This is a genomic window from Mesorhizobium sp. WSM4806 (assembly GCF_055811635.1).
In genome coordinates this window covers 87171-102373 of sequence record NZ_JBVVQZ010000007.1, presented here as the reverse complement: position 1 = coordinate 102373, position 15203 = coordinate 87171, and the positions used below count along the sequence as shown (strand labels likewise).

At 63.7% G+C, this 15203-nt stretch carries 14 protein-coding genes; 5 read left to right on the top strand and 9 right to left on the bottom strand.

Going from position 1 to position 15203, the window contains the following annotated elements:
- Positions 1-27: 27 nt before the first annotated feature.
- The 3 genes from AC0L2M_RS12995 to AC0L2M_RS12985 are packed head-to-tail and all read right to left on the bottom strand — an operon-like array spanning position 28 to position 727.
- The gene (locus AC0L2M_RS12995; RefSeq protein ID WP_023799867.1) at positions 28-165 is read right to left on the bottom strand and encodes a hypothetical protein; all 138 of its coding nucleotides are present in this window, start codon (positions 163-165) and stop codon (positions 28-30) included.
- Positions 166-215: 50 nt separating this feature from the next.
- Positions 216-464, bottom strand: coding sequence for a hypothetical protein (locus AC0L2M_RS12990; protein WP_128169625.1), 249 nt, complete (start codon positions 462-464; stop codon positions 216-218).
- Positions 461-727: a hypothetical protein gene (locus AC0L2M_RS12985; RefSeq protein ID WP_473535066.1), complete on the bottom strand. Its 267-nt coding sequence runs from the start codon at positions 725-727 to the stop codon at positions 461-463. Before AC0L2M_RS12985 ends, AC0L2M_RS12990 begins: the two co-directional genes overlap by 4 nt.
- A 368-nt stretch (positions 728-1095) precedes the next feature.
- Here AC0L2M_RS12985 and AC0L2M_RS12980 point away from each other — a divergent pair, with 368 nt between their 5' ends.
- Positions 1096-1278 carry a hypothetical protein gene (locus AC0L2M_RS12980; RefSeq protein WP_027151072.1) on the top strand — a complete coding sequence of 61 codons (183 nt, stop codon included), beginning with the start codon at positions 1096-1098 and terminating at the stop codon, positions 1276-1278.
- Between the two features lie 195 nt (positions 1279-1473).
- Positions 1474-3108, top strand: a complete 1635-nt coding sequence (locus AC0L2M_RS12975) for a tetratricopeptide repeat-containing sulfotransferase family protein (protein ID WP_473475482.1) — start codon at positions 1474-1476, stop codon at positions 3106-3108.
- A 7-nt stretch (positions 3109-3115) separates the two neighbouring features.
- On the opposite strand, the gene AC0L2M_RS12970 is transcribed toward AC0L2M_RS12975, so the two are convergent.
- The 6 genes from AC0L2M_RS12970 to AC0L2M_RS12945 all read right to left on the bottom strand — a co-directional run bounded on the left by AC0L2M_RS12970 (position 3116) and on the right by AC0L2M_RS12945 (position 10983).
- Positions 3116-3469: a DUF1428 domain-containing protein gene (locus AC0L2M_RS12970; protein ID WP_023799862.1), complete on the bottom strand. Its 354-nt coding sequence runs from the start codon at positions 3467-3469 to the stop codon at positions 3116-3118.
- Between the two features lie 61 nt (positions 3470-3530).
- The gene (locus AC0L2M_RS12965) at positions 3531-3959 is read right to left on the bottom strand and encodes a VOC family protein (RefSeq protein WP_091598521.1); all 429 of its coding nucleotides are present in this window, start codon (positions 3957-3959) and stop codon (positions 3531-3533) included.
- A 187-nt stretch (positions 3960-4146) separates the two neighbouring features.
- Entirely contained in the window at positions 4147-4332 is a 186-nt protein-coding gene (locus tag AC0L2M_RS12960) for a hypothetical protein (RefSeq protein WP_023799860.1), read from the bottom strand.
- 104 nt (positions 4333-4436) lie between these two features.
- Positions 4437-5966 carry an ABC-F family ATP-binding cassette domain-containing protein gene (locus AC0L2M_RS12955; RefSeq protein ID WP_128169623.1) on the bottom strand — a complete coding sequence of 510 codons (1530 nt, stop codon included), beginning with the start codon at positions 5964-5966 and terminating at the stop codon, positions 4437-4439.
- Positions 5967-6405: 439 nt separating this feature from the next.
- Positions 6406-9618, bottom strand: coding sequence for an excinuclease ABC subunit UvrB (gene uvrB / locus AC0L2M_RS12950; protein WP_473535065.1), 3213 nt, complete (start codon positions 9616-9618; stop codon positions 6406-6408).
- Positions 9619-9729: 111 nt separating this feature from the next.
- On the bottom strand, positions 9730-10983 hold the full coding sequence (locus AC0L2M_RS12945; protein WP_473535064.1) for a hypothetical protein: 1254 nt from the start codon (positions 10981-10983) through the stop codon (positions 9730-9732).
- A gap of 156 nt (positions 10984-11139) precedes the next feature.
- On the opposite strand from AC0L2M_RS12945, the gene AC0L2M_RS12940 reads away from it, so the two are divergent.
- The 3 genes from AC0L2M_RS12940 (at position 11140) to AC0L2M_RS12930 (ending at position 15105) form a co-directional block, all read left to right on the top strand.
- Positions 11140-12171 carry a CapA family protein gene (locus AC0L2M_RS12940; protein WP_031255239.1) on the top strand — a complete coding sequence of 344 codons (1032 nt, stop codon included), beginning with the start codon at positions 11140-11142 and terminating at the stop codon, positions 12169-12171.
- Positions 12172-12482: 311 nt separating this feature from the next.
- Entirely contained in the window at positions 12483-13442 is a 960-nt protein-coding gene (locus AC0L2M_RS12935; protein ID WP_473535138.1) for a hypothetical protein, read from the top strand.
- Positions 13443-14166: 724 nt separating this feature from the next.
- Positions 14167-15105 (top strand): diacylglycerol/lipid kinase family protein, encoded by a 939-nt coding sequence (locus AC0L2M_RS12930; RefSeq protein WP_473535063.1) that lies wholly within the window; start codon positions 14167-14169, stop codon positions 15103-15105.
- The last annotated feature ends 98 nt before the right edge of the window (positions 15106-15203 follow it).

The following is a 15203-nucleotide window of genomic DNA, read 5'->3' as shown; positions in this document are numbered from 1 at the left end:
AATGCAGGGCTGCTCATCCGTCCGCCGCTAGCCCTTGGACTTCGGTTTCAAACCGGCTTCCGCCTGCTTGACAGCCGAGCCGAAGGGCGAGGCCGGCTTTGCTGCCGTCTTGTCCTTCTTGGGCTTGCGTGTCTCGCGGTTGCTGCGCTGTTGACCCTTGGCCATTTCCTGGTCCCTCGTGATTGATGAACATGGTGGCGACGGTTGATGGGCGGCTAGCCGTTTGGATCGTCGGCCACTTCGAGATTGTCTTCCGTGGTGACCCGCTCATGGGTCTCCTCGTTGCTGCGGATGCGGTATTGCGGCGAGCCGTCCTTGACCGGCAGCCTGCTTTTGATCTGGAACAGCTCGGCGGTCTTCTGAACAAGGCCGGTGCGGCTCTTCATGCGAACGGTCTGGCCGATCGCGAAAAGATGCGCAGGCGTGTCGGTGCGCGGGCGCGCGTTCTGCTGGAAGCGGATCATGCGGCATTCTCCTGGTCGCGCCTCAGCGCGGTTTCGAGTTCGGCGAAATCGATGGCGACCAATTGGCTGGTCTGGCTTTTCACCGTCCTTGCCGGCAGGTGGATGAAAGTGGCGACACGGCGCCAGGCAAGCCACGAGATGCCATCGACAAGCTCCTCATCGTGGTCGATGTCGTAGTCGCCGGCCGGCAATTGTCCTTCCAGGCCGCCAATCATGAAGGGTGCCTCGAAATGCGCGATGGAATGGGTAATTCGGCCAGACATTCTCGTGCCTCGAAGTGTCGTCTTGGATCCGATAGGGTGGTGCCCGCTTCGCGGCACCGGGACCTAAGATCGTGGGTCCCTGTTCGGCAATTTGGGTATCGGCGATCTGGAATGAGTTTGGCGGGTCGAGAACTTCTGACGCCGCGAGATGCCAAGCTTGGCCCAAAAAACGATCTCAATTCATTAATCCAAAATTGCGGTTTATTCAAGAAGATTCCCGCCTGGAGCCGATCTTGGCGTAAAATTACTTTTCTAGGGCTATTTGTAAAATGGTGATACGATCCGGACTCTTCACAAGAATTGTTTGAGATTGTGCCGGAAAACTTCATCATGGCATAGATTTTTATTTATATCTGAAAGGAAAATCCATGGTTTCCGTGAAAACGCCTGATGGCTCGACCGTAACAATCAAGCCGATCATCAAGCCCACAAAAGTCATGTCGGCGCGACTGACGATAAGAAGTGATGAGGCAGCGAGGCGCAGGATTGCCGACACCGACGGCACGCTGCGGCGGGCCAGACAGGTTGCGGAGACCAACCGCCTGATCTGACATGGCCGGCCCATGAACCCAGGATTTCCGGTAAGCTGGCCTGCGAACCCTTGAACCTGCCGCGCCGATGGTCTAGATCGCGGCAGGCGGACAAAACACGGCAGGTTTCCCATCAACAGAGATCCGAGAAGACCGGCAGGCGCGGGCGGCAAATTCGGCTCAGGCGGACAGCCCCCTCTTGGGCTTGACCAGCGCGTGCAGCAGGCACTGCAATTGCATCAGGCGGGGCGCCGGCAGGAAGCCGAGATGCTCTACCGGCAGGTGCTGGCGCAAAAGGCCAATCATGCGGCGGCAGCACATTTCCTCGGTTTGCTGCTGCACCAGACCGGGCGCAGCGCCGAAGGACTTGGTCTCCTCGAACAGTCGGTGCGCCTGCAACCCAAGAATCCAGATTTCCTCAACAATCTCGGCACGGTGATGCGCGACCTCGGCCGTGTCGGTGCAGCCGTCGATTTCTTCCGTGGCGCGGTGGCAATCCGGCCGGAGCAACTCGCGGCGCGCGACAATCTCGGCTCCTCGCTGAAGCAACTCGGCCAGTTCGAGGGCGCGGAGGAGATCTATCGCGGCACCATCGGCCGCAACCCGTTCCATGTCCGCGCCCGCATCGGGCTTGCCGAAACGCTGCAGGAGGCTGGGCGGCTCGACGAGGCGCTCGCCGTCTTCCGCGAAGCATTGGCAATTCGGCCGAAGGACGCCGACCTGCTGCACGGTCTGGGCGTCGGGCTGATGGAGAACGGCAGCCTCGCAGAGGCAGCGGAGCATTTCCGGCAGGCGCTGGTGGTCGATCCCGGCATGGCCAGGGCCTGGCTGATGCTCACCCAGGTCAAGCGGCAGCAGGAGCGCGACGCCGAGCTTGCCGGGATGGAGGCGCAGCACGCCAAGGCGCCGGAAGGCAGCCTGGCGCGCATGCAGCTTTCGTTCGGCCTCGGCAAGGCCAATGACGATCTGAAGGATTATGGCCGTGCCTTCGATTATTTCGCCGAAGGCAATGCCATCCGCCGCATGGGCATCGACTATGATGCGGGCAAGACACGCGCCGAATTCGAAACGATGAAGGCGGTGTTCGACAAGGCCTTCTTCGACAAGCACAGACCGAGCGGGATTGCCGACGACACGCCGATCTTCGTCGTCGGCATGCCGCGCTCCGGCACCACGCTGGTCGAGCAGATCATCGCCAGCCATCCGCAGGTCTATGGCGCGGGCGAGCTCGGCATATTGAAGACGGCGGTGGGAAAACAGTTTCCGCCTGGTATGAAGGGCGGTTTCCCCAGCGGGATCGCTGACCTGCCCGACAAAGCCTTTGCCGAGGCAGGCCAGGCCTATCTGGACCTGCTGCACGCCCGCTATCCGGGTTTCCGGCATGTCACCGACAAGATGCCCGGCAATTTCCTTTTGGTCGGCTTCATTCATCTGATGCTGCCCAAGGCCAAGATCATCCATTGCGCCCGCGACGCGGCGGCGACCTGCCTGTCGATCTACAAGGTGCATTTCCGCGGCGACAGCCACCGCTACGGCTACGACCTCGGCGAGCTTGCCGATTTCCACAATCTCTACACCGACATCATGGCGCATTGGCGCACCGTTCTGCCTGATGTCGTGCATGATGTGCGCTACGAGGATTTCGTCGCCGACCAGGAAGGGCAGACGCGGGCGCTGATCGCCTATCTCGGCCTGCCATGGGACGATGCAGTGCTGTCGTTCCACGAGACCGATCGGCCGGTCCGCACGGCGTCGGCGGCGCAGGTGCGCCAGCCGATGTACCAGGGCTCGGTCGATCTGTGGAAGCGCTATGGCGACCGGCTCAAGCCGCTGCTCGACCGGCTGGCGTAATGCGGGCCTACAACTCAATGAAGGGCTGAAAGCCGCCGAAGATCATGCGCTTGCCGTCGAACGGCATCGCCGACCAGTCGGACTTCAGCCGCTCATCGGCCATGACCTTGGCCATCACCGCATCGCGGCTCTGCCGCGATTCATAGACGACCCACGAGAAGACGACGATCTCGTCGTCCTTGGCCTGCACGGCGCGCGGGAACGAGGTCATTTCGCCATAGGGCACGTCGTCGCCAATGCACTCGACATAGGCGAGCGCGCCATGCTCCATCCAGACGGTGCCGCCCAGCTGCGCCATTTTCTTGTAGGCATCGAGATTCGCCTTGGGTACGGCGAGAACGAAACCATCAACATAGGACATTGTGGGTTCTCCTTGTTGGATTTTCCTTCTCCCACAAGGGGAGAAGGAAGAAACGGTGGCGCTACGCCGCCTTTACTGGCGCGTTCATCGCCCACTCCACGCCGAAGGGATCAGTCAACTGACCCCAGCGATCGCCCCAGAACATCACCTGCAGCGGCGTGCCGACCTTGCAACCGGCATCGATGGCGCGCTGCCACCAGGCGTCGATGTCGTCGCTGCCGAGATGCAGCTGCATGGTGAAGCCCTGCGGCTTCACCGGGGCCATTCCGTGCTCGGGATAGAAGTCGGAAATCATCAAGGTCGAACCGTTGATGTGGAGATGGATGTGCATCGTCCGGCCCTGCTCGTCCGGCGGGTAGAAGAACACCTGCTCGGCGCCGAACGCCTTCTGATAGAATTCCGAAGCCTTGAAGGCGCCGTCCAGTTGAAGGTAGGGCGTCAATCCGCCGAGGACTTTCGCTTTAGGCTGGGTTTGGGGCTGGTCGTTCATCTTTTTGCTCCTCTCTGCGTTTGGTTTGACCTTGCTGACCACAGGACGAATGAAGCGGCGGCGATCCTACACGTCAGATGCATTTCTTTAATGCCGGAACCAGATGCGCCGGGCCGCCGGCGGTTGGAGTGACCCTGGGCGACGCGCAAGGCTGATGACGGCGCCGCTGCGGCCGGTTGGTCTCTTATCATCTTGCCTCGGACAGGGAGATTGCAATCCGACGGCTGTTTTGCGCGTCGACGACGATCTCCGGCCAGCCGATGTCCTTGCGCAGTTCGATCGGCAATGAAAGCAGGGCGCGCTCGCTGCGGTAACGGGCGCGAGCCGCCGAGTAACGGGTCGCGATGCGACCGACGGACGACAGAATGGACATGATGCTCTCTCCTCGATTGGCGCCGGCATCACCGTGTCGGCATCCCAAGGACGTCGCGCGCGGCCATGATCCGACAGAGCGTCGGATTTTTTTGCCGCAAAGCTTCAACCGCCCGCTTCTGCCACCGATCGGAAGAAGTCTTCCGGGCTGTCGATCTCGGCCAGCCGCCGCTTCTCGATCAGCCAGAAACGGTTGCCGATCGCCCTGATGAAGCAGCGGTCGTGCGATGCCAGCACGCAGCTCGCCTGATGGGCGAGCAATTCCGCCTCCAGCGCCTCCTGGCCGTCGATGTCGAGATGGTTGGTCGGCTCGTCGAGCAGGTAGAAATTGGGATTGGCGAGCCTAAGCGCCAGCATCATCAGCCGCGCCTTCTGCCCGCCCGACAGCACGCCTATCCTGCGCTCCTGCATGTCGATGCCGACGCCCGCACCCGCGAGCAGCGAGCGGGCGCGCTGCTCGCCGACATCGAATCTGCGCGAGAGCATCGCCAGCGGCGTGTCTTCGCCGTTGAGGCCCGACAATGCCTGGTCGCTGTAGCCGAGCACGGTCGACGGCGTCACCTTCACGCCTTGTGTTGCCGTCTCTGGCTCGACGACGGCATTTCTGATCAGGCTGATCAGCCGCGACTTGCCGACGCCGTTGCGGCCGAGCAGCACGATGCGGTCGCCTTGGCAGATGTGGCGCTTGCCGGTCCTGAACAGCAGCGTGCCGTCAGGCGTTGCGACCGCCACGTCGTCGAGCGTGATCAGCACCTTGGCATGGGTGCCGCGATTGGCGAGCTTTATCGCGCCCGCCGATTTTTCGCGGTGCGCCGGTGCTGCGACCTCTTCGAGGCGCTGGGCGCGCTGGTTGAGCTGCTTGGTCTTGACCGTCAGCAGGTCGCTGCCCGAATTGATGCCGATGTTGTTGAGCTTGGCCGCCTGCCGGCGCAATTGCTGCGCCACCTTCATGTCGCGCTGGAACTTGCGCTCGGTCGAGGCGTCGACTTCGCTCAACGCATCGCGTGCCCTGGAATAGGGCAGCGAGAATACCGGCGACTGTTCGGGGCGCAGGAACAGCGTCCGGTTGGTCGTCGCGTCGAGGAACGCCCGGTCGTGGCTGGCGATCACCACCGGCACCTCGCGCGGCAGTGCGTTCAGCCAGGTTTCCAGCTGGCTGATCTTGGCGAGGTCGAGATGGTTGGTCGGCTCGTCGAGAAGCAGGACATCGGGATCGGTGACCCAGACGCGGGCGATCAGCGCCAGTCTTTGCCAGCCGCCGCTCAAGGCCCGCATCGGCCGCTCGCGCATCGGCTGCGGCACGTCGAGTGAATCGAGAACGACATCGACGCGCCATTGCTCGCTTTCGGCCTGCTCGGCCGGCAAGGCGTCGGCCACCACCTGCTGAAAGCCGTGCTCGGCCAATGCTGCGGGAATGGCTTGCTCGACATAGCCGACGCGCAGGCCGCGCGTGCGGGTGATGTCGCCGGACGTCGGCTCCATCTCGCCGGTCAGGCACTTCAGCAAGGTGGACTTGCCGCGGCCATTGGCGGCGACGATGCCGAGCCGGTCGCCGGTGCCGATGCTGAGATCGAGGTTGGAGAAGAGCGGCGCACTCATGGTGACGCCGAGGGACTTGAGGCTGATCAGGGCCATGTTGGTTTCTCTGGTCTGCCCGGAATGAATTCCGGTTCGATGCACTTCGACGGTGCGCAGGCAGGCCAGCAGGCTCGGCGTTGCAGCACCACGAAGGGCAGACCAAGAAAATCGAAGCGGGAGAACCCGGACCGTCTCTGGTCAGCCCTGCAAGCAAGCTCGCAGGGCAGGGGCAGGGCCGCGCTGACGGTGGTGGTCGATATGCACGCAGCCCTCCTTTCAAGACGTTCGAGTTGTAGAACTGGCTACACCAAGGGAGGGGCCGATGGCAAGGGCGGGCGCATCCCTTCTCCCCTTGTGGGAGAAGGTGGATCGGCGCGCAGCGCCGAGACGGTTGAGGGGTGCTGGACGGAGCACCGCTTTTGCCAAGCTGGAACACCCCTCATCCGACCGAGCTTCGCTCGGCCACCTTCTCCCACAAGGGGAGAAGGGAAGTTCGCTACCGTCCCGGCCTGCCCGTCTTACCCGGCCGGCGCTTTTCACGGCGGGCATCGGCTGGATCTTCGTAGGAGCCGATGCCGGCGCGCTGGCGGATAACTGGTTTGGCCGAATCGTCGCGTTCCTCCGCGCCCGTTTGGCGGGAGATCGGCTGTGGCTTGGCCGGCACTTTGCCCTCAACAGGCTTTTCAGTCCGTCGCACCGTCATTTCATCGAGCGAGTTCTTCTTGAACAGCGGCTTGGTCGGCTCGCCGGGGATGCCGAAATCGGAGCCGTGCGCCTCCTCGGCCGACTGTTTCTTGAACAGCGAGCGTGACACCGCCCCGGCGGGTGTCGGCATGTCGGTGCCCGGACCCATCGCATCGAGCGAAGGCTTGGCGAATAGCGGCTTCTTGACCGGCACGGCCCCGTCGGCGCCCATCTCGTCGAGCGCGGGCTTGTGGAACAGCCCCTTGCCGTCGTCATCCACCGTGCGGTGGATGGCGCGGCCCTTGTTGTGCTTGCCCTTTTCGCGGCCCGAAACCGGGCTTTCCATGTCGGCATATTTGGCCAGTGGATCGTCGGAGATGGACAGTTCCATCTCGCGCAGCCGCTTGATCTCGTCGCGGATGCGGGCTGCCTTCTCGAAATCGAGATTGGCGGCTGCGTCGCGCATCTGCTTGTCCATCGCGTCGAGATGGGCTTTCAGATTGTTGCCCATCATCGCGCCGGCGCTGTCGGTGAACTGCGAGATGTCGGCGCGGACGTGGTCCTTCTCGTAGACCGAGTCCAGGATGTCGGAGATGCGCGACTTGACCGATTCCGGGGTGATGCCGTTGGCCGCGTTCCACTCCATCTGCTTTTCGCGGCGGCGGTTGGTCTCGGCCATCGCCCGCTCCATCGAGCCGGTGATCTGGTCGGCGTAGAGGATGACCTTGCCGTCGACGTTTCGGGCGGCGCGGCCGATGGTCTGGATCAGCGAGGTTTCGGAGCGCAAAAAACCCTCCTTGTCGGCATCGAGGATGGCGACGAAGCCGCATTCGGGAATGTCGAGGCCTTCGCGCAAAAGGTTGATGCCGACCAGCACGTCGAAGGCGCCGAGGCGCAGATCGCGCAGGATCTCGATGCGCTCCAGCGTGTCGATGTCGGAGTGCATGTAGCGGACGCGAATGCCCTGCTCGTGCAGATATTCGGTCAGGTCCTCGGCCATGCGCTTGGTCAGCACGGTGACCAGCGTGCGGTAGCCGGCTTTTGTCGTTTCGCGGATTTCGCCGACGACGTCGTCGACCTGGGTCTTGGCCGGGCGCACCTCGACCGGCGGATCGATCAGGCCGGTCGGGCGGATGACCTGCTCGGCAAAGACGCCGCCGGACTGCTCCATCTCCCAGGCGCCGGGCGTCGCCGAAACCGCGACCGAAAGCGGGCGCATCGCGTCCCATTCCTCGAAACGCAACGGCCGGTTGTCCATGCAGGACGGCAGACGGAAACCGTACTCGGCCAGCGTCGCCTTGCGGCGAAAGTCGCCGCGATACATGCCGCCGATCTGCGGGATGGTGACGTGGCTTTCGTCGATGAAGACCAGCGCATTGTCGGGGATGTACTCAAACAGGGTCGGTGGCGGATCGCCCGGCTGGCGGCCGGTGAGATAGCGCGAATAGTTCTCGATGCCGGCGCAGGAGCCGGTGGCTTCCAGCATCTCGAGGTCGAAGCGGCTGCGCTGCTCCAGCCGCTGCGCCTCGAGCAGGCGTCCGGCGCGCTCGAGTTCGACCAGCCGCTGCTTGAGCTCTTCCTTGATCGACTTGATAGCCTGATTCAAGGTCGGGCGCGGCGTCACATAGTGCGAATTGGCGTAGATCTTGACGCTCTTCAATTCGCCGGTCTTCTGGCCGGTCAGCGGGTCGAATTCGGTGATCGCCTCGATCTCGTCGCCGAACAGCGAAATACGCCAGGCGCGGTCCTCAAGGTGGGCCGGAAAAATCTCGATCGTGTCGCCGCGCACGCGGAACGAGCCGCGGACAAAGTTGATGTCCTGCCGCTTGTATTGCTGGGCGACGAGATCGGCGAGCAGCACGCGCTGGTCGAGCCGGTCGCCGATCTGCATCTGGAAGGTCATCGCCGTGTAGGTCTCGACCGAGCCGATACCGTAGATGCAGGACACCGAGGCGACGATGATGACGTCGTCGCGCTCCAGCAGCGAGCGCGTCGCCGAATGGCGCATGCGATCGATCTGTTCGTTGATCGAGGATTCCTTTTCGATGAAGGTATCCGTCCGGGGCACATAGGCTTCCGGCTGGTAGTAGTCGTAATAGGAGACGAAATACTCGACGGCATTCTCCGGGAAGAATTTCTTGAACTCGGAATAAAGCTGCGCGGCCAGCGTCTTGTTGGGGGCGAGGATCAAGGCAGGGCGCTGCGTCTCCTCGATCACCTTGGCCATGGTAAAGGTTTTTCCCGAGCCGGTGACGCCGAGCAGCACCTGGGTGCGGTCGTTGTCGTTGACGCCCTCGACAAGGTCCTTGATCGCCGTCGGCTGGTCGCCGGCCGGCTCGAAATCCGACACCATCTTGATGGCAATGCCGCCTTCGGATTTTTCGGGCCGGGCTGGGCGATGCGGCGTCCACAGCACGCCGTCCTTGTGCAGCGGGTTGCCGGACTCGATCAGCGCCGACAGCGCCGCCACGGTGGCGGTGACGCCGCCGGAGGCCATGGTCTCGGCTTCCTCCAGCGAAACATCGAGGCCGGCAACCGGATTGAGGCCGGCCGCGGTTCGCTCCCGCGCCGAAGCCGCGCCGCCCATGGAGGTGCCGCGCGCCGTGCGGCCAGGGGAAGAGGAGCGTTCAGGGATCTTTTTCGCCTTGGCGACTTCCCTTCCCCTTGAGGGGAGGGTGGCGGCGGACCCGCCGGGTGGGGTCGGTGCGGCCGGGCTCGACGTGCCCTCATGTTGAGCGCCTCCTTTGCCGACCCCCTCTGTCGCCTTCGGCGACATCTCCCCCTCGAGGGGGGAGACTTGGCGCCCTTCCTTTTCGGCTTCCTGCTCGATCTGCTCGGCCCAATCGGCGATCGAGCCGGTCAGCGGCGTGCCTGAGAATTCGGTCTGCGGCGCCTCGGCAAAGCCGCCCTTGTGCAATGGCTCCGACGCATCGAGGAAATCGGTCAACGGGCTGCGCCGCTTGGGCGGCGAAGCACGATCGTCACGCGCCGGCGGCGGCGTCTTTTTGTCAGGAAGTTTGGCCATGCCCCGAATATGGGAGGTATCGGCCAAAATGGAAAGAGCGGAGTGGCCAGGGGCGCGAGAGGAAACCAGGCTGCTGACACAAGGGTGTCAGGAGCGATGTCGAACGCGCCCTCAGTTGAACCACAGCGCAAAGGTCAAAAACCCGGCGCCGTCGAACTGGCGCCGGATCTGGTCGAACTCTTCGCTGGTGAGAATCTTTCCGCTGTCGAGATAGGGCGCGATGGCCGGGCCGGTGATCGACAGCATCAGGTCGAAGGGCTTTGGCTCGTCGAAGAAGCGCTTCATGTTGATGCCTTTGTCGGCGAAGCGGAAATGCGGCAGCAAGGTGCGGCCTTCGAGCAGGTCCTCGGCCATATCAAGCGCGGCGTGCCAGGCCTGGACCTGCTCCTCGCCGACCTCCAGGCCGGTGAGCGGGCTGGCGCCTTTCTGTTGCGGGCCGGGCAGCCATTCACGGTCGTTGTCGGTCTCGGCGCGGATCGCCTTCCAGTCTTCGCGGGACAGCCGGATCATTTCCATGAGATGGCGGCGCGCCGCGTGGCGGCGCTCCGGCTCGACCACCGGCCAATTGACCAGATGAACCAGCGAGATGAAGTCGGCGATGCGCCACTCGGCCGACAACATGCCGCCGCTCATGCCGCCGTCCGGCGGCACGAGCGTGTCCTGCAGCGGCAGTTTTGCGCGCGGAAACAGCATGTGGAACGAGCCGTCGAAGGCGTTGCTGAAGTCATGCGCCAGCCAGAAATCCGCCTGCGCCATCAGGAATTCGGCATAGCCCTGCAGCCAGTAGCCATCGGCGCGGTCGAAGCGGAAGGTGAGGGCGGGTGCGGCCGGGTCTGGCGCACCGCCGCCGCGTGACAGGGACGCCATGATCGCGGCGGCACTTTCGTCCGGCGCGATCTGGCCGTCCTCGTTGAGGTCGATGCCGAGACGGGTGAGGTCGACCTCGATGCCGATGTCGGCATCGGCAGGCACGGATCCAAGCGTGGCTGCGGACTTTTCCAGCCGATCGCGGAAGGCGACCAGGATGGCGCGGAAGCCGTCGTAGGTCAGTGGCGCGGGATTGGGATTGTCCGGCACCGGCAGCCGCATCAGCGGCAGCATGAACGATTGCGGGCTTTCGAAACCGTGGCGGTGCAGGCCGCCGGCCAGGATCTCCAGCGCGGTGAAGAACTGGCCGGCGCCGGTGGCGTAGGCCGACCCAGGATCAGTGGGCGCAGCGGCTTCCAGCGCAGCAAGCGTGCTGTCGCGGTCGGCTACGGTTTTTGCCTCGAACAGGGCGGCCGGTTCGGGGGCCGCGGCACCGGCGGAATCAACCGGCAGCAGCAGAAGAAGGGCGGATGCCAGCAGGCTCGAAAATCGCGTCATCTTGGTCTTCCTGTATGCTGTTCGGCGGCAACAATATACGCATCTTGTGTGTTGCGCCTACTGCTGGGCATCTGGCCGCACGATTGCGAACGGAGGCGCTTCGCTATATCGGGCGCATCGTCTACCGTGGCCGTTCATCCCGGTGCAGGGCTGCGCGTGTCGAACTATCCGCTTTCCTACAAACTGTCCTGGCTGCCACGCTTCTTGAAGCCTTCGCTCAGCGGCGATCGCCAAGGCTTTGCGCCAGCGGCAGGAAACATGATCGAGCCGCCACCGGCGCGGACGGTGCGGCTCGCCTTTGTCGGCGATATCTCGGCGGTGGCCAATCGCAGCGCGCCGCAATGCGACCCGGCGATCGCCACGCTGCTCGGCTCCGCCGATCTGGTGATCGGCAATTGCGAAAGCCCTGTGGTGGAGCGACCGAGCGCGGCGATGGGCACGAAGCTTGGCACCCGTCATGCCATGACCGAGCGGTTTCTTGCCGAGGCGCTGGCCGCCGTGGGCATCTCGCGCGATAGGCTGGTGTTGTCGCTCGCCAACAACCATGCGCTCGACCAGGGCGTCGAGGGTTTTGACGAGACCGTGGCAGCGCTGGAACGGCTTGGCATCCGCAGCATCGGTACCGCGGCCGCCGGTCCGGTCGAACGCGTCGCAGTCGGGCCGCTGACAATAGGCTTCGCCGCCTTCACGCTGTGGCGCAACGCCGGCGCGGCGGCGTTCGCCGGCCGAGTGTCGATGCAAGGCGAGCCGGCACGATGGCCGCGCCGCGACGCCGTCGACCTTACCTGCGCCGTGCCACATTGGGATTGGGAGTTCCGGCATTTTCCGCAGGCTGAAACGCGCGTGCTGGCCCGGCGTTTGGCCGCGCAGGGCGTCGGGCTGATCGCTGGCCATCATGCCCATGTCGTGCAGCCGGTGGAGCGGATCGGCAAGGCGCTCGTCGCCTATGGCCTCGGCGATTTCCTCGGCACCGCCTTTGCGCGGCAGCCATGGCCCGGCCGCATTGGTAGCATCCTGACCGTCGATATCAGCGCCGACGCCGGCAAGCGTGGCGCCATTGCCGCCTACCGGCTGCATCCGTTCATGCGGCTGCGCGCCGGCGACCATGAGCGGCTGCTTCCGGTTGAGGCGCTGGAGGACCGAATGCGCAGCAAAGTCGAAGGCCGGTTGACTGCGATTTTTCCGTAGCGCGTAAGTGACGGCTAGTCGCACGTTGCTTATCGCACAAGTATGGCGCTGCCCCTCATTGTCCTGCCGGACATTTCTCCCCGTAAACGGGGAGAAAGACGCCGTCATTTGATGACTTCGCGAATCACAGCCTCGCCGAACGAGCGCCAGCGCAGCGACAGCGGGCTTCTCCCCGTTCACGGGGAGAAGGTGCCGGCAGGCGGATGAGGGGCAGCGCAAACATCTGCTTGAGAAGCGCTGCCTCTCAGTGCTGTAGTCGAGATGTCGATAAAATCGGCTATCATGAGTTTGTTAGGAGGCGTGGGATGGCGATGGAAGCAGCGGATTTCATGCCTGATGAAGCTGACATCGCCGGCATCAAGAGCAATCTCGCGGCCTATGAGGCCGAAAGGGCTTCGGCCTATCGGCAAGTCCGCTGGCGGGTGCCGCTGTTCATCGGCCTGGTCCTGGTGTTCGTGGCGCTTGTCGCCTGGCTTTTTAACAGGATCGCCGATCCCTACGAGCAATGGTTCTCGACGCCGCATGTGTTGCTCTATGTCGTCGGGTTGGTGGCGGCGATCCTGCTCTATTTCCAGGCGATCAAGCCTACGAGCAGGTTGCAGCACCGCAAGACACTGCTGCCGATCATCTTCGGCTTCATCAGGGACCTGCGCTACGAGCATGAGGTGACACCGAATTCGTTCGACCGGCTGCCGCGCGAGACGATCGGCACGTTCAACACCAAGCGCTTCGACGACATTGTCTCCGGCCGCTACGAGGGATTTCCGTTCGAGCTTTACGAAGCCGATCTCCGGCAAGGCACGGGCGGCACGATAGCATTCAAGGGGATCGTCGTTGCCTTCGAGACCATGGTGCCGTTCCCCGGCATATTGGTGGCCGCCCGCCGGACCGACATGGCCGCCGGGTTTTTCCGCGGCATGTTCGCCAGCAAGATGCAGGAATTGTCATGCGGGGTGCCCGAGCTCGATGCCGCCTACGACTTCCGCAGCGACAACATCGAGGCGGCGCAGCCGCTGGTGAGCGGCCGGCTGGCGCAGGCACTGACATGGCTCAAGGAGACGTGGCCTGATGATCCGGCGCGGGTCGCGCTCAATGGCAGCGACGGCTTTTTACTCCTGCCGCAGACGAGGAATTTTTTCGAGCTGCCTGATATCTCGGTGCCGCTCGACTACGCCAAGCATGTCGCGCCTATCATCGCCGACGTCGGGGCGATGCTGGCGATGGCGGCGCTGGTGCGCAAGATCGGCGCAAAGGACGCGGCGGCGGGTTAGCCCGAACTTGAGGTCTGCTGCCAGTTTCTGAATCAACACCAGGAAGTTCCCTCCTAGCGAACCGCGAGAGACAGGCGATCAAATCGCGAGAGAAGCCCAAAAAACAGTCGGCGCCGGGATTTCTCCCAGCGCCTCCCTGTCAGATCAGGACACGGTCGCGGCAGCAACTTCCGTAAAGACGTCGCGCCATGCCGGCCTTGATGTTGACGGTCCTGCCAGCCACCGCCCGAGGGCAGCGTCCGTTCGGGACCTCGCCAGTCTCCACCCTTGCAAGCTTCGTCCAGCGCGCCATCGAAGGTCTTTGCCGTCCTTCATGGCAGCATCGGTCCGCCGTAGGCGTTCGCACGCTTTCCGCGGCCCCGTAGGTCTCGGTCCTCAAAACAGGCAAGCCTGCCTTCATTCGGGCCGTACGGGCCTCAGGAAATCTGCCGTCTCGCTTCGCCTTTCGACTTGGCAATCGGTAGCCGCCTGAGATGGGTTTAATGTACGGGAGATAAGCGTTTGGCGAAACGGCTGCGAGCCTGTGGATAGCGGGATTATCGGGGATCAGCGCCTGCATCGGCGCGTTTATTTTGCCGAGATGCAGGAGGCGGGGACACGGCCCTGATCTGCGGCGAGCAGCAGATCGAACATTCGGCTCTTGCCCCACACTGCGGCGCGGGCTTCAATGCCGGCGAAGGATTTTAGGACAGCAGTGTCGTTGCTATCCTATGGGGAGGCATTCTTGAAGGTCGGGGTGGTTCTCAATCCGATTGCCGGCGGCGGCTGGCTCAAGCGGCATTGGCCCGAGGTCAGCGCTTCGCTCAGGAAACATTTCGGCGATTTCGAGCTGCGCGAGACGCAGGCGACCGGCGACGCCGAACGGCTGGCGCTGGTCCTTGCCGCCAGCGGCTTCGACCTGGTGATCGCGGCGGGCGGCGACGGCACCGCCAGCGAAGTCGCCGACGGGCTGCTGCAGGCGTTTGCGGAAAGCGGCCGGACGGCCGAGCTCGGCCTGCTGCCTTGCGGCGCCGGCATCCATTTCGCCCGCGGGCTCGGTCTTTCGGACCAGGTCGACCTGACGCTGAAGCGCATCGCCGAGGCCAAGGCCCGCAGGGTCGATGCCGGCCGCATCTCCTATGTCGACGACCATGGCGCTCTGGCCAGTCGCCATTTCATCAACATCGCCAGCCTCGGCCTGTCGGGCGCCACCGACCGCGCGGTCAACGCCGACAAGCGCAAGGGCAATGTGTCGGCCAAGGCGCTGTTCTACTGGCGCACCGTGTGGGAATTCATGCGCTACCGGTTCCAGGACGTCGTGATCACCGTCGACGACGGCGTCCCGGTCGAGGCGCGCGTCGCGCTGGTGGCGGTGGCCAACGGAAAGTTCTTCGGCGCCGGCATGATGATCGCGCCGGATGCCGAACTGGACGACGGCCAGTTCGACATCGTCGTCCTGCGCGCGGCTGGCAAGCTGAAGCTGATCTGGGATATCCGTCTGCTCTATGGCGGCCGGCATCGCAACCACCCGGCAATCACCATTTTGCGCGGCAGGAAAGTCGTTGTCGAACCGCTCGGCGATGTGAAAAAGAACGGCGCGCTGGTCGACATAGACGGCGAGTCGCCGGGGCGCATACCGGCGACCTTCGAGATCCTGCCCGGCGCGCTGACGCTGAGGTATTGAATCAAGCTGTTGAGACCTTGGTTCCGGTCGCTTCGATCGGGATTTAGGCTATCAGGCCAACATGCTGGAATCGCGCGACAATTACCTGACGGCAGAGC

What these genes read in the sequence shown, in the direction of transcription:
- AC0L2M_RS12995 (WP_023799867.1), bottom strand. Translation starts at nt 165, where the DNA reads ATGGCCAAGGGTCAACAGCGCAGCAACCGCGAGACACGCAAGCCCAAG.
- AC0L2M_RS12990 (WP_128169625.1), bottom strand. Translation starts at nt 464, where the DNA reads ATGATCCGCTTCCAGCAGAACGCGCGCCCGCGCACCGACACGCCTGCG.
- AC0L2M_RS12985 (WP_473535066.1), bottom strand. Translation starts at nt 727, where the DNA reads ATGTCTGGCCGAATTACCCATTCCATCGCGCATTTCGAGGCACCCTTC.
- AC0L2M_RS12980 (WP_027151072.1), top strand. Translation starts at nt 1,096, where the DNA reads ATGGTTTCCGTGAAAACGCCTGATGGCTCGACCGTAACAATCAAGCCG.
- AC0L2M_RS12970 (WP_023799862.1), bottom strand. Translation starts at nt 3,469, where the DNA reads ATGTCCTATGTTGATGGTTTCGTTCTCGCCGTACCCAAGGCGAATCTC.
- AC0L2M_RS12965 (WP_091598521.1), bottom strand. Translation starts at nt 3,959, where the DNA reads ATGAACGACCAGCCCCAAACCCAGCCTAAAGCGAAAGTCCTCGGCGGA.
- AC0L2M_RS12960 (WP_023799860.1), bottom strand. Translation starts at nt 4,332, where the DNA reads ATGTCCATTCTGTCGTCCGTCGGTCGCATCGCGACCCGTTACTCGGCG.
- AC0L2M_RS12955 (WP_128169623.1), bottom strand. Translation starts at nt 5,966, where the DNA reads ATGGCCCTGATCAGCCTCAAGTCCCTCGGCGTCACCATGAGTGCGCCG.
- uvrB (WP_473535065.1), bottom strand. Translation starts at nt 9,618, where the DNA reads ATGGCCAAACTTCCTGACAAAAAGACGCCGCCGCCGGCGCGTGACGAT.
- AC0L2M_RS12945 (WP_473535064.1), bottom strand. Translation starts at nt 10,983, where the DNA reads ATGACGCGATTTTCGAGCCTGCTGGCATCCGCCCTTCTTCTGCTGCTG.
- AC0L2M_RS12935 (WP_473535138.1), top strand. Translation starts at nt 12,483, where the DNA reads ATGGAAGCAGCGGATTTCATGCCTGATGAAGCTGACATCGCCGGCATC.